At 73.9% G+C, this 12,328-nt stretch carries 13 protein-coding genes and 3 tRNA genes; 10 read left to right on the top strand and 6 right to left on the bottom strand.

What is annotated here, in order from left to right:
- Positions 1-18: 18 nt before the first annotated feature.
- On the bottom strand, positions 19-927 hold the full coding sequence (locus ACJ5H2_RS02850) for a DICT sensory domain-containing protein (RefSeq protein WP_408898048.1): 909 nt from the start codon (positions 925-927) through the stop codon (positions 19-21).
- Positions 928-981: 54 nt separating this feature from the next.
- On the opposite strand from ACJ5H2_RS02850, the gene ACJ5H2_RS02845 reads away from it, so the two are divergent.
- The 4 genes from ACJ5H2_RS02845 (at position 982) to ACJ5H2_RS02830 (ending at position 2,982) form a co-directional block, all read left to right on the top strand.
- Positions 982-1,287 (top strand): hypothetical protein, encoded by a 306-nt coding sequence (locus tag ACJ5H2_RS02845; protein ID WP_408898047.1) that lies wholly within the window; start codon positions 982-984, stop codon positions 1,285-1,287.
- Complete coding sequence (locus tag ACJ5H2_RS02840; protein ID WP_408898046.1) at positions 1,284-2,177, top strand: NAD(P)H-binding protein; 894 nt, start codon at positions 1,284-1,286, stop codon at positions 2,175-2,177. The genes ACJ5H2_RS02845 and ACJ5H2_RS02840 overlap by 4 nt, the downstream gene beginning before the upstream one ends.
- The gene (locus tag ACJ5H2_RS02835; RefSeq protein ID WP_408899582.1) at positions 2,174-2,947 is read left to right on the top strand and encodes a CPBP family intramembrane glutamic endopeptidase; all 774 of its coding nucleotides are present in this window, start codon (positions 2,174-2,176) and stop codon (positions 2,945-2,947) included. Before ACJ5H2_RS02840 ends, ACJ5H2_RS02835 begins: the two co-directional genes overlap by 4 nt.
- Positions 2,910-2,982 (top strand) — tRNA-Lys (locus ACJ5H2_RS02830). The genes ACJ5H2_RS02835 and ACJ5H2_RS02830 overlap by 38 nt, the downstream gene beginning before the upstream one ends.
- 4 nt (positions 2,983-2,986) lie before the next feature.
- Here the strand turns inward: ACJ5H2_RS02830 and ACJ5H2_RS02825 are convergent.
- On the bottom strand, positions 2,987-3,400 hold the full coding sequence (locus ACJ5H2_RS02825; protein WP_408898045.1) for a Fur family transcriptional regulator: 414 nt from the start codon (positions 3,398-3,400) through the stop codon (positions 2,987-2,989).
- A gap of 197 nt (positions 3,401-3,597) precedes the next feature.
- On the opposite strand from ACJ5H2_RS02825, the gene ACJ5H2_RS02820 reads away from it, so the two are divergent.
- Entirely contained in the window at positions 3,598-4,485 is an 888-nt protein-coding gene (locus tag ACJ5H2_RS02820; protein ID WP_408898044.1) for a hypothetical protein, read from the top strand.
- Between the two features lie 9 nt (positions 4,486-4,494).
- The gene (locus ACJ5H2_RS02815) at positions 4,495-5,151 is read left to right on the top strand and encodes a PaaI family thioesterase (protein WP_408898043.1); all 657 of its coding nucleotides are present in this window, start codon (positions 4,495-4,497) and stop codon (positions 5,149-5,151) included.
- A gap of 13 nt (positions 5,152-5,164) precedes the next feature.
- Here ACJ5H2_RS02815 and ACJ5H2_RS02810 read toward each other — a convergent pair whose 3' ends face one another.
- Positions 5,165-6,649 (bottom strand): NAD(P)/FAD-dependent oxidoreductase, encoded by a 1,485-nt coding sequence (locus ACJ5H2_RS02810; RefSeq protein ID WP_408898042.1) that lies wholly within the window; start codon positions 6,647-6,649, stop codon positions 5,165-5,167.
- Positions 6,650-6,899: 250 nt separating this feature from the next.
- On the opposite strand from ACJ5H2_RS02810, the gene ACJ5H2_RS02805 reads away from it, so the two are divergent.
- From ACJ5H2_RS02805 to ACJ5H2_RS02795, 3 genes are read left to right on the top strand one after another with little or no spacing between them, the layout of a single operon-like run.
- Positions 6,900-7,883 carry an ATP-binding protein gene (locus ACJ5H2_RS02805; RefSeq protein ID WP_408898041.1) on the top strand — a complete coding sequence of 328 codons (984 nt, stop codon included), beginning with the start codon at positions 6,900-6,902 and terminating at the stop codon, positions 7,881-7,883.
- Positions 7,880-8,272 (top strand): fluoride efflux transporter FluC, encoded by a 393-nt coding sequence (locus ACJ5H2_RS02800; protein WP_408898040.1) that lies wholly within the window; start codon positions 7,880-7,882, stop codon positions 8,270-8,272. Before ACJ5H2_RS02805 ends, ACJ5H2_RS02800 begins: the two co-directional genes overlap by 4 nt.
- 29 nt (positions 8,273-8,301) lie before the next feature.
- Entirely contained in the window at positions 8,302-8,640 is a 339-nt protein-coding gene (locus ACJ5H2_RS02795) for a fluoride efflux transporter FluC (protein ID WP_408898039.1), read from the top strand.
- On the opposite strand, the gene ACJ5H2_RS02790 is transcribed toward ACJ5H2_RS02795, so the two are convergent.
- The 3 genes from ACJ5H2_RS02790 to ACJ5H2_RS02780 form a co-directional block, all read right to left on the bottom strand.
- The gene (locus tag ACJ5H2_RS02790) at positions 8,631-8,987 is read right to left on the bottom strand and encodes a metallopeptidase family protein (RefSeq protein WP_408898038.1); all 357 of its coding nucleotides are present in this window, start codon (positions 8,985-8,987) and stop codon (positions 8,631-8,633) included. The two genes, ACJ5H2_RS02795 and ACJ5H2_RS02790, sit on opposite strands and share 10 nt — an antisense overlap.
- Before the next feature lie 79 nt (positions 8,988-9,066).
- A tRNA-Asp gene (locus ACJ5H2_RS02785) sits at positions 9,067-9,143 on the bottom strand.
- 97 nt (positions 9,144-9,240) lie between these two features.
- A tRNA-Glu gene (locus tag ACJ5H2_RS02780) sits at positions 9,241-9,313 on the bottom strand.
- A 326-nt stretch (positions 9,314-9,639) separates the two neighbouring features.
- Here ACJ5H2_RS02780 and ACJ5H2_RS02775 point away from each other — a divergent pair.
- The gene (locus ACJ5H2_RS02775) at positions 9,640-12,291 is read left to right on the top strand and encodes a LuxR C-terminal-related transcriptional regulator (protein ID WP_408898037.1); all 2,652 of its coding nucleotides are present in this window, start codon (positions 9,640-9,642) and stop codon (positions 12,289-12,291) included.
- The last annotated feature ends 37 nt before the right edge of the window (positions 12,292-12,328 follow it).

Raw genomic sequence — 12,328 nt, 5'->3', positions numbered from 1 at the left:
GCACCGTGGTCGGTCCGCTCACCGCAGCCGGTCGACGTACGCGACGACGCGGTGGAACAGGGCGGTGACCGCCGGTGGGGCGGCGCCCCCCATCTCCACGGGCTCGGCGAGCCCGGAGAGGAGCGACCCCGCGTCGGGCAGCCCCGCGCCGGCCGCGACCGCCGCCGCGACGCGCGCCGCGTCCCGGACGGCCGCCGGGTCCACGGTCCACACCGACTCGAAGACCCGCTCGCGGTCGGGCGTCGCCGCCTGCCCGGGGAGCTCCCAGGCGGACAGGCAGGCCGGGGAGTCGGGCGCGTCGCACACCACGGCCCACTCCCGCCGCATGGGCGCATCGGGCGCCAGGTCCACGCGCACCGGCCCGCCGGACGCGCCCGCCCCGGCATCCCACTGGTCGGCGAAGACGACCGCCGAGCGGGCGACCCGGGCGAGCTCGGCCCAGCGTCCGGCCGAGGCCTCGTAGAACCGTCCGCGCTGGAAGGCGCCGAACAGCACCGGGCGCTCGGCCACCGCGCAGCACTCGTCCTCGATCGCCCACGACAGCGCGATGAGCGTGGACTTCCGTAGCCGGTGCACGGGGAGCGTCGGGTGCCGCCGGCGCAGCTCGGCGAAGATCGAGGGGCTCGCCGGGGCGGCACTCGCGGCCACCTCGGCGATGGCCACGTCGAGACGGGTCCCCGCCGCCTTGCGCCGCAGGACCTGGCGGACGAGGTCGACGTCGGCCTGGGTGTAGCGGCGGTGCCCGCTGGCCAGCCGGCGCGCCTCGGGGAACCCGTGCCGGGACTCCCACATGCGCAGCACGGCCGTGCTCACGCCGGCGCGCCGGGCGAGGTCGCCGATTGTCAGCTCCCCCTCGTGGCCGGCCTCGTCGGCGAGGTCCGCACGCGCCGGGGGTTGCGCCGCACCGAGGTCCTGGTCCATGCTCATAGCCTAATCTTAAACAGATTGTTGACGTTCTTGTTTAGGTCATGAGGAGGCCCGATGAGCACGGCCACACCGTCCGACGCCGAACTGAGGCGCCTCCTGCAGCGTGCGGCCGGCGGGGACATCGAGGCGTTCGTCGCCTTCTACGACGCGACCTGCTCCGTCACCTGGCGCCTCGAGCTGTGCCGTCACGCGGACCCCGGGCTGGCGAAGCGGGCGATGGTCGTCCGGTACGCCGGCGCCTGGCTGCATGCGCGGACCCAGGCCCGGTCGGGGCTGAACGCCCGGGCATGGCTGCTGAGCCTCTCCCCCGACCTGATGCCACCCCTCTCACGGACCGACACCCTCCCGGTCGGCGCATGATGGGCCCGGTCCTCGTCGCCGGAGGGACCGGCTTCGTCGGCCGCCGCCTCGTCGCCGCTCTGACCGAGCAGGGCCACGACGTCCGCGTGATGACCCGGCACCCCGACCGCTACGGCGGTCCCGGAACCGCCGTCCGGGGCGACGTCAGCGACCCGGCGACGCTCGACGCACCGCTCGCGGGCTGCGCGGCGGCGTACTATCTCGTCCACTCGCTGGGCCACGCGGACTTCGAGGCGCGCGACGCCCGGGCTGCCGAGGCGTTCGGCGCCCGGGCCGCCCGCGCCGGGCTCGAGCAGCTCGTCTACCTCGGCGGCCTCGGGCAGGACGGCGACGACCTGTCCGCCCATCTGCGCAGCCGCCGCGAGGTGGAGTCGCTGCTCGCCGCCGCCGGCGTTCCCGTCACCGTGCTGCGCGCCGGCATCGTCGTCGGCCACGGCGGCATCTCGTGGGAGATCACCCGCCAGCTGGTGGAGCACCTGCCGGCGATGGTCACACCGCGGTGGGTGCGGACCCGGACCCAGCCGATCGCCGTCGCGGACGTGGTCCGCTACCTCGTCGGGGTGCTCGGTCGCCCGGAGGCCGTCGGCCGGGTGTTCGAGATCGGCGGACCGGACGTGCTCGAGTACGCCGAGATGCTGGAGCGGGTCGCCGCGGTCGAGGGGCGTCGCCTGCCGATCGTGCCGGTCCCGCTGCTCACGCCCGGCCTGTCGTCACGGTGGCTGGCCCTGGTCACCGACGTCGACGTGCGCGCGGGGCGCCACCTCGTGGACTCGATGGTCAACGAGGTCGTGGTCTCCGACACCAGCGTCCGCGACGTCGTACCGTTCCAGCCGATGGGGTACGACGACGCGGTCAGGCTCGCACTCGCCGAGCGGGCGGCGAGCCGATGAGCCGCGCGGTCCGCTGGGGCCGCCTGGTGCCGAAGCCGCTCTCGCACGTCGTCGTGGTCGAGGCGTGGGAGGCAGACTCGGTGCGCCGCCGCCGGCGGCGGGTCGTCGGCGCGACGGCGCTGACCGGCGCCGGCCTGCTCGGGGCGTCCCTCTCGACGCGGCCGGGATCGAGGGACTTCTACCTGTCCACGGCCGCCGTGGCCGGAGTGTGGACCGTCGGCGGCCTGGCCTCGGGGCCGCTGCACCGGGGCTGGATCGAGAGCCGGGACGCGACGCTGCGCCGACCGGTGCTCACCCCGGTCGTCACGGGCGTCGCGGCGTTCGGGCTGTTCTACGCCGCGGCGCTCGTCGCCCGACGGGTCCCTGTCCTGGGAGAGGCGGTGGCCCGGGTGCTCCGGTTCGCCGACGAGGGCGACGACCGCCTGGTGCTTGCGACCACGCTCGCCAACGGCGTCGGCGAGGAGGTGTTCTTCCGCGGCGCCCTCTACGCCGTCCTCGGCGACCGCAACCCCGTCCTGTCCTCGACGGCGGTCTACGCCGTCGCGACCTCGACGACCCGCAACCCGGCCCTCGTCCTTGCCGCCGGCGTCATGGGCACCCTCTTCGGGCTGCAGCGGCGCGCCTCCGGTGGTGTGCAGGCCCCGCTCATCACCCACGCGACGTGGTCGGCGCTGATGGTGCGCTACCTGCCTCCGTTGTTCCGCGGCCGCGGCGTCTCGCTAGGCTCGGCCCGGGCCGTTAGCTCAGTTGGTAGAGCACCGGACTTTTAATCCGAGGGTCGTCGGTTCGAGCCCGACACGGCCTACCCCTCAGCCGCGGCGGGCGCACTCCGCGCACAGCCCCACCAGCTCGACGGTGTGGCTGACGTCGGTGAACCCGTGCTCGTCGGCGATCAGGTGCGCCCACTTCTCGACGGCGGAGCCGGTGATCTCCACGGTCCGGCCGCAGGAGCGGCAGACCAGGTGGTGATGGTGGGAGTCGCTGCAGCGACGGTACGTCGCCTCGCCCGCCGGGTTGTGCCGGACGTCGACGTCGCCGGACTCGGCCATGGCCTGCAGGGTGCGGTAGACCGTGGCGAGGCCGACCTTGTCGCCGGCCCGGCGCAGGCTGTCGTGGATCTCCTGCGCGCTCTGGAAGTCGGCCGCCCGGCCCAGGGCCTCGGTGATCGCCCGGCGCTGCCGGGTGGGCCGGAGCGCGGTGGGGCGCTCGTCGGTCTCGGGCACCGAACCTCCTGGACGATCACGCGGACGGCCGCACCGGTCGGCGCGGACTGGGAACCGCTCTCAATCTACCTCGTGCGCCGCACGGACCATGCCTCCCTGGCCCGTTCTGACCATCCCGACGGGACCGCCGGACCGGCGACGCCGGGACCCGCGGCGAGTAGCCTGAGCCACGGGAGAGGGACAGGGAGGACTCGCTCGTGGGGAGCAGTGACGAGTTCGGTCCGGACACGGCGAGCATCCGCGCGTGGCTGGACAAGCGGGCGACCTATGCGCGCGACGCGCGGGTGGTCGGCGCGCCGGCAGGGGCGACCGGTCCGCGACCCTCGTCGGACGTCCCCCGCGGCCCCGAAGGCCCCGACGGCCCCGACGGCACCGACCTCGGCCGCACGGTCGTCGAGGCGCTGCGGGCCGACCGGCCCGCCTCCGGCACGCTGCGGCCCGGGAGCGTCGCGACACCCGACCCCGAGCCGACACCCGACTCCGAGCCGACACCCCAGCCCGCGCCGACGCTCCCGCCGGCCCCCGGCCCCCTGCGCCCGCCCCCGCCGCCGCGGGTGCGCAAGGCACCCGAGGTCCGCCACGGCGGGTGGACCGAGCCCGAGGACAACCTGACTCTGCTCGACGCGAGCACGGACGCGGAGTTCCCGCCACGGCGGGGTGTCCGGCGCGCCCTCTCCTGGGTCCTCCTTGCCGTGCTCGCCGCCGCCGGCGCCGCGTCGTACGCCGCCGTCCGCGAGCCGACCGAGGCGTCGGTCGGTCTCGCCGGGATCCTGGGCCTCCTGCTCCTGGTGGTGTGGGCGGTCCGCGCCGGGACCACGACGACCCAGCTGGCGATCCGGCGCGGCCAGCTCTCGATCCGGCGCAACGGGCGCACCGAGGTCGTCGACGTCGCCAGCCCCTACACGCCGATCGCGATGGTGGGCGAGCCCGGCGAGCGCCGCTGGACCGTGCTGATCGAGCGCCAGGGGCTCCCGCTCGTGGTGATCGACCGGTCCATGGTCGACCCGCACTGGTTCACGACCACGCTCTACCGGCTCCGTCCGGGTCTGCGACAGTCCGTCGGCACGGAGGAGAACGTGTTCTAGTCTGGCGCCATGAACTGGCACCTGCCCGACACCGACGACACCCCGGCCGAGGTCGTCGAGCGGGAGGCCGCCACCTGGCGCCCGCTCGCCGAGGTCACGCGCGAGCTGGTCGACCTGTGCGTGATGTCGGACGTCGCCGAGGACGAGGTGCGCGCCGCCCAGGCCGACGTGGAGGCGGCGGTGGCGCGACTGCGCAAGGTACGCCGGGCCCGGACCCTGGGCGAGGAGAACCTCACCGGTGGGCGCCGGCGCCCGTGGGGCAACCCCGTGATCGGCCTGCGCAACCCGATCGCCCCACCCCTGGAGGTGGTGAGCGAGCCCACCGGTCGGGTCGAGACGAAGTTCCACTGCGGGGCGGCGTACGAGGGCCCGCCCGGGCTGGTCCACGGCGGGGTGGTGTCGCTGATCCTCGACCAGGTCCTCGGGCACGCGGTCGGCGCGGCCGGGCGCCCCGGCATGACCGGCACCCTCACCATCGTCTACCGGCAGGGCACGCCGCTCGGCGACCTGCGCGCCGAGGCGTGGATCGACCGGGAGGACGGCATCAAGACCTGGGCCCGGGCACACCTGCTCGGCCCGGACGGCGTCACCGCGGAGGCGGAGGGCGTGTTCATTCTCCCCCGGCACATCCGGGAGCGGCTCGCGGCGGGCGAGTCCCGACCCTGACCCGTCGACCGCGTCAGACCTTGACGCCGCGCTTGTTCTCGTCGCTCAGGCGCGCCTCCTCGGCGGCCTGGGCCTCGAGCTCGGCACGACGCTGCGCCTCGTCGAACTCGCCCGGCTCCGAGACCAGGTCCGTGGCGCCGCGGGCGAGCCGCTGGAGCGCCACCCGCGCGAAGATCTGCTGCTCGGTCGACGTCCGCTCGGAGCGGCCCTTGCCGATGAACGAGACGAACCAGTGCATCACCGCGGTGACCCGGTTCTTGAAGCCGGTGATGTAGAAGAGGTGCACGACCAGCCACATCAGCCAGGCGATGACGCCGGTGAGCCGGAGCTTGCCGACCATCGCGACCGCCCGGAAGCGGCTGATGATCGCCATCGAGCCCTTGTCGAAGTACTTGAACGGCGGCTGGGCCGGCTTGCCCTCCAGCCGTCCGGTGATCTCCTTGGCGGCGTACTTGGCGCCCTGGATCGCCACCTGCGCGACGCCCGGGAGGTTGTCGAGGGAGATCATGTCGCCGACGACGAACACCTCGGGATAGCCCGGGAGGGTGAGATCGGGGTTGACCGCGATCCGGCCGGCGCGGTCGAGCGGCGCGCCGGTCTGCTCGGAGAGCTGCTTGCCGAGCGGGTTCGCCTGGACCCCGGCGGCCCACACCTTGGTGACCGCGTCGATGCGCTGCTCGGAGCCGTCCTTGTACTTGACGACCAGGCCGCGCTCGTCCACGTGCGACACCAGCGCGCCGAGCATGACCTCGACGCCGAGCTTCTCGAGCTTCTCCTGGGTCCACTTGCCGAGCTTGGCGCCGAAGGGCGGCAGCACCTGGGGCGCCGCATCGACCAGGATGACCCGCGCGTGCCGGGTCGAGATCGCCCGGAAGTCGCGGGTCAGCGTGCGGTGCGCGAGCTCGGCGATCTGGCCCGCCATCTCCACCCCGGTCGGGCCGGCGCCGACCACGACGAAGGTGAGCAGGTGGTCGACGTTCTCACCGCGGGCGGCACCGAGCTCGGCCATCTCGAAGGCGCCGAAGATCCGGCCGCGCAGCTCGAGGGCGTCGTCGATGCTCTTCATGCCCGGCGCGAACTCGGCGAAGTGGTCATTTCCGAAGTAGGACTGGCCCGCGCCGGCGGCGACGATCAGGGAGTCGTACGGCGTCACGAGCTCGCGGCCCAGGACGTGGGAGGTGACCTGCCGGTTCTCCAGGTCGATCCGGGTGACCTCGCCCAGCAGGACCTGGGCGTTCTTCTGGTTCGCCAGGACCTCGCGGGTCGGCGGGGCGATCTCGCCCTCGGAGAGGATGCCGGTCGCCACCTGGTAGAGCAGCGGCTGGAAGAGGTGGTGGGTCGTCTTCGCGATCATCGTCACGTCGACGTCGGCCTTGCGCAGCTGCTTGGTGCCGAAGAGGCCGCCGAAGCCGGAGCCGATGACGACGACCTGATGACGGTCGGAGCGGGGGACGATGATGCGGTCGGGCAGGTCGGGCTGGGTGTCGCCTGCTGCCATGGCTTCCTCCTGGAGCACCTCGGATGACGACGTGATGACGTCCTCTGCGGCTCATTCTTCCGCGTCCCCTGCACGACCCCCAACCCGAGGTCAAGGTCTGGTCGGTCACATGCCCGCCAGAGCGTCACCAAAGCTCGTCTGGGAGGTTGGTTTAGTACTCAACTGAGTGGGGTATCCGCACCCGGAAGCACCGCCCCATCCACCGGACGACGACCACAGCACTCGGGCCGAGACACCGGAAGGTTCATCCGTGCAGCACCGGCAGATCCTGGATCTGGCCCCCGGGCCACGCAGCGTGCACGACGCACGCCGCTGGGTCGTCCAGACCTGCGGTCAGCTCGGTCGCACGGACCTGGCCGACTGCGCCGAGCTCGCCGTCTCCGAGCTGGTCACCAACGCCGTGCTGCACGGCATCGCCCCGGTCCGGCTCCAGGTCCGCGGCACGACCGACCACCCCCGCTTCGAGGTGCACGACGCGTCCGTGATCCCGCCGCAGCCCTCGACCCAGGCCAGCGGCTTCGACATCGACGCCTTCGACCTCGACGCCTTCGACGAGCTCGACGAGGAGCAGCTCGCGGCGCTGACCACGGTCGGCCGCGGCCTCGACATCGTCGCCCGTGCGTCGGTGGCGTGGGGCGCCGAGATCGACGAGGACGGCAAGGCCGTGTGGTTCGAGCCCGCGCCGGAGCTGTCCGAGACCGGCGGCGCGCCGTACCAGCAGACCCACAGCATGCCTCCGCTCCAGGCCGACCACACCCGCGTCGGCGAGGTGGGCGTGCAGATCAACGGAGTCCCGATCGGGGCGTTCGGGCGCTTCCAGCGCCACTACCGCGACCTGAGCCGCGAGATCCGCCTGCTGGCGCTCGCCCACGAGGACGACTACCCCCTGGCCAAGGTGCTCTCCGAGCACTTCGACGCGCTCGAGCGGCCGCTGCGCGCCAACATGGGTCGCGAGCAGGTCGACAAGGCGTACGCCGACGGCCAGGCCACCATCGACCTGCGGCTGCGGATGCCGCGCGAGACGGCGCGCCAGATCGGCGGACTGATCGACCTGCTCGACGCGGCCGACGAGTTCTCCCGCGCCCAGCGGCTGCTGACCGCTCCGCGCACCCCCGAGCAGCGCGCCTTCCAGATCTGGTTCCTCGGCGAGTTCCGGCGCCAGGCCATCGGCGCCCCGCCCGTCGCATGGCAGGGCAGCACGGGAGCGGGCGCCCGCCCTAGTCTGCAGGCGTGACCCCTCGCCCCCGGACGCTGCTGGCGGTGGCGGCGGGCGGCGCGCTGGGCGCCCTGGCGCGGTATGCCGCGACCGAGCTCGCCGCCGACGGCGCCGGGTTCCCGTGGACCACCTTCGCGATCAACGTCTCCGGGTCGGCGCTGCTCGCGGCCCTGCTCCTGCTGCCCCTCGCGCGTCGCTCGGCGACCTGGGCCGCGGCGCTGGGCCCCGGCGCTCTCGGCGGCTACACCACCTTCTCCGCGACGTCCGAGCAGACCCGGGCGCTCCTGGCGGACGGACGCGCCGGCCTCGCACTCGCGTACGCCGGTGGCACCCTCGCCGCCTGCCTGGTCGCGGTCGCCCTGGTCGGCCGCCTCGCACCGCCGCTGCCCGCCGAGGACGAGCGGTGAGCGGGCGGTGAGCGGGCGGTGAGCGGGCGGTGACGGCCCTCCTGGTCGCGCTGGGCGCCGCGGTCGGCGCGCCCCTGCGCTACCTCCTCGCGCAGCGCCTCGACGAGCGATGGCACCACGGCACCCTGGCCGCGAACACCCTGGCGAGCCTGCTCCTGGGAGCCTGCACCGGGCTGTCCGTCGGCGGCTCCACCCTGGCCCTGGTCGGCGCCGGCTTCTGCGGCGGGCTGTCGACCTACTCCTCGCTGGCCGTCCAGGTGCGCGACCTCGGCGGGGTGCGCGGGGCGGCGTACGCCGGACTCACGCTCGCGCTCGGCCTCGCCGCCTGCGCGGCGGGGTTCGCCGTCGCGCGCGCCGCTCAGGCGTAGCCGAGGTCGTGCAGCCGGGCATCGTCGATGCCGAAGTGGTGGGCGACCTCGTGCACCACGGTGATCCGCACCTCCTCGGCGAGGTCGTCCTCGTCCTCGCACATGTCCATCAGCGGTCCCCGGAACAGGAAGATCCGGTCGGGAAGCTGCGGCTCGAGGCCGCCCCCGCGCTCGGTGAGCGCCACGCCGTCGTACAGGCCGAGGAGGTCGTCGGGCTCGCCCTCGGGCGGCTCGTCCTCGACGAGCACCACGACGTTGTGCACCAGCCGGGCGAGCTCCTCCGGGATGTCGTCGAGGGCGCGGTCGACGAGGGCGTCGAACTCCTCGGGACTCATCTCGACCGGCACGGACGCCATTGTGCCGGGCACCGCAATGGGTCCGACGGCGGACAACGCAAGAAGCCCGGACCGTGCGGTCCGGGCTTGCTGGCGACCCTGACGAGACTCGAACTCGCGACCTCCGCCGTGACAGGGCGGCGCGCTAACCAACTGCGCTACAGGGCCTTGATGCCTCACTGGTGAAGCGGATGGAACTCTAACGCATCCCCCGCGAGGAGTCCCAATCGCCGGGTCTCCCCGGCGCTCGCGACGCCCTCCAGCGCACCCCCAACCGGATTCGAACCGGCGTACCCGCCGTGAAAGGGCGGTGTCCTAGGCCGCTAGACGATGGGGGCCCACCGTGGAGGACGGGTCCTCCGCAGCGCGGGCCAGCATAGTGCGCGGGCCGTCCACCCCGCTCATCGCGACCGCTGGCCGCCTCCTGGCCCCCGCCTGGCCCCGGCCTGGTCCTGGCCTGGTCCTGGCTTGGTCCGTGCTTGGTCCGTTCCTTTACCTGTCTATAGTTCGCCCTCGCAGTGACAATTGCCTCGGCACCGTCAGGAATCGGCGGCGCCAGCTGACACCGCCTAGCGACATGGGGCGCCAGGCTCGGGCACGCGCACCATCCGGGGGGAAGTGGTCACGGCGTCGTCCGGTCACGCCCCCGGAGACGTGACGACTGATGACCACCGTGGAGCGGACCTCCGGGCCGCTGCTCCCGCCCGACCCCCGCTCCCCACGAGCGCCCGCCCCCGAGCTCCCCCGACTGCCCGGAGTCCTGGTACCCCGACCGCACCTGACCACACGGTTGGACCGCCTGGCCGCGGTGACCGTGCTCGACACGCTTCCCGGCTTCGGTGGCCGCACCTTCGTCGCGGCGTGGGCTCACCGGCAGCGCGACGCCGGCAGCGCCGTCGTCTGGCTCGACGGCATCCCCGACGAGGAGCCGACCTCCTTCCGCGACCGGTTGCGCGCGGCGCTCGTCGCGTCCGGCGCCCTCCCCAGCGTGACGGGGGCCGAGCTCGAGCACTGGCTCCCGGCGCTCGCCCGCTGTCGTCGTCCGGTGGTGATCGTCGTCGCCGACGCACCATGGCTCCTCGCCGACCACCGAGCCGGGCGTCTCCTCGAGGTCGCCCAGCGGGCACACCCAGTGCATCTGCTGCTCCTGTGCTCCGGCGCCGACGGCCTTCTCGAGAAGGCTCGCGACCGCGGCATCGACGCCCAGGTGATCACCAGCAGCGACCTGTCCCTGCGACCTGAGGAGACGCGCGCCCTCGCCGCGGCGTGGGGCCATCCCCTCGATGACGACGCCGCGCGCTCGTTCGCCGAGCGGATCGGCGGCTGGACCCTGCCGCTGAAGCTGGCGCTCGAGGCGACGCCCGCCGGGTCGGCCGTGCCCGCGCTGCACGCGGCCCATGACTTCGTGCTGGACGAGGTCGTCCGCCGACGGATGGACGGCGCCGACCTCGAAGTGGCGGCCCGACTCGCCGTGCCGCGGACCATCGACGCGCCACTCGCCGAGGCGTTGCTCGCCGACACCGACAGCGCACCGGCCTCCGCCGTGCTCGCCGCGCTCGAGCGTCGTGACCTCCTCTGGAGGCAGCCGAGCACCACCGGTCGTGCGCAATGGCGCTTCCCCGAGCTCGTCCGCTCCGCACTGACCGAGCGGTGCGCGGACCCGGAGGCCCTCCGGCATGCCCACGCCGTCACCGCCCGGATCCTCACCTGTCGCGGCGAGGCCGACCTCAGCGCGCTCGTCGAGCACACCTGCGCGGCGCGCGACCCCGCCCTGCTCGCCGACCTGTGGTCGGAGCACGGCTGGGTCCTGCTGGGCACGGATCTGGCGACCTTCGGTCGGACCTACGACGGCCTCGACGCCGAGACCGAGAAGGAGCTCGCCGTCGCGGCCGGCCTGGCCGAGGCCTCCCGGCGGATCGGCCGACAGTCGGACTGGCTGGCCCGCACCGAGGCCCTCATGCGCCACTACGCCGCGGTGGGGGACCGCTTCCTGGCCGAGGGACGCCGGGCCGCGTCGCCCTCGGCGTACGTCGACCTGCTGACCGCCGCCATGGTGGCCCGACGCAGCGAGGGGCGGGTCGAGGAGGCGGTCGGCCTGGCCGCCGAGCTGGACCGCGCCCTCAGGTCGCGGCGCACCACCGAGCGACGCGGACTCGCCTCCCAGGCCTCGTGGGGATGGGTGCAGGCGGCGATGACCCACCTGCACGCGGGCAGTCCTGGAGAAGCCCAACGCCTCGCGATGGCCGCCAACGACGCGGCACCCGGGACGATCATCGGCCGCGGCGCGGCCGCCCTCCTGGGCCTGCTGTGCACCACCGCCGGCGACCAGGCCGAGGCCGACCGATGGCTCGCGCAGTGGGACGACGGCGACGACCACGACTCCTGGGGCGCCCGGCTCGCCGGCCTTCCGGGGCGGCTGGCCCGGGCGATGCGGGCGATGGACCGGCTCGACCAGGACGCGGCCCGCGAGCATCTCGCCGGCTCGTCGCTGTCCAGCGACGCGAGCGGGATGCTGCCGGCCGTCGCGGCGGTGCACACCCGCTACGCACTGCTGTTCGGCGAGCCGGTGGCGATGCTCGCGCGACTGGACAACCTCGCCCTCCACGCCGAGCGCCAGCTCACCGTGCGGAGCGGGCTGTGGCGCCAGGTGTTCGACCGGTGCACCGCAGACCTGCTGCTCGCGCTCGGCGAGGTCGACCGCGCCCGGGGTCTTCTCGGCCACGACGCGATCGACGTCCCCCCGTGGCTGGTCCCGTCCGCCGCCCGCTTCCACCTGATCACGGGCGACCCGCTCACGGCCGCACGGGTCGCACGTGCCGGTGCATGGCAGGGCGTGACCCACGCGCGCGACCGGATGGAGCTGCTCATGCTCAGCGCGCGCGGCCTGCATGCGATCGGCCGCACCCCGGAGGCGGTCGAGGACCTGCGACGTGCCCACGCCCTCGGCGGGCACGTCGACAGCCTCGAGCCATACGTTCTTCTGGGAGACGAGCGCGCGACGCTGCTGGCCACGGCCGGCCTGCACCTCGGCGACGACCAGACCGCCCTCCTCGACCGAGTGGCGCCGGTCTACCCCGCGTCGGCCAGCTTCGTGCAGCTCACGCCCCGCGAACGGGTCGTGCTGGCCGAGATGGCCCGACACGAGACCGCGGCAGCCGTCGCGCGCTCCCTCAGCGTGTCGGTCAACACCGTCAAGAAGCAGATGGTCTCGATCTACGCCAAGCTCGGCGTGCACGATCGCGGATCCGCCCTGATCCGCGCCCATCGGCTCGGGCTGGTGCCCGCTCCCACCGTGACGCCGCACCCCCGACGATGAACGGGACCGTCCGGATATGACCGCCGCTTTCGTACGA

This window comes from Nocardioides pymetrozini (genome assembly GCF_046058985.1).
Taxonomy (GTDB): Bacteria; Actinomycetota; Actinomycetes; order Propionibacteriales; family Nocardioidaceae; genus Nocardioides.
The sequence above is the reverse complement of the archived record's forward strand: the minus strand, read 5'-3'. Positions and strand labels throughout refer to the sequence as shown.

Bases quoted from the DNA above. Each gene is read 5' to 3' on its own strand.
- ACJ5H2_RS02850 (WP_408898048.1), bottom strand. From the start codon at position 927: ATGAGCATGGACCAGGACCTCGGTGCGGCGCAACCCCCGGCGCGTGCG.
- ACJ5H2_RS02845 (WP_408898047.1), top strand. From the start codon at position 982: ATGAGCACGGCCACACCGTCCGACGCCGAACTGAGGCGCCTCCTGCAG.
- ACJ5H2_RS02840 (WP_408898046.1), top strand. From the start codon at position 1,284: ATGATGGGCCCGGTCCTCGTCGCCGGAGGGACCGGCTTCGTCGGCCGC.
- ACJ5H2_RS02835 (WP_408899582.1), top strand. From the start codon at position 2,174: ATGAGCCGCGCGGTCCGCTGGGGCCGCCTGGTGCCGAAGCCGCTCTCG.
- ACJ5H2_RS02815 (WP_408898043.1), top strand. From the start codon at position 4,495: ATGAACTGGCACCTGCCCGACACCGACGACACCCCGGCCGAGGTCGTC.
- ACJ5H2_RS02810 (WP_408898042.1), bottom strand. From the start codon at position 6,649: ATGGCAGCAGGCGACACCCAGCCCGACCTGCCCGACCGCATCATCGTC.
- ACJ5H2_RS02775 (WP_408898037.1), top strand. From the start codon at position 9,640: ATGACCACCGTGGAGCGGACCTCCGGGCCGCTGCTCCCGCCCGACCCC.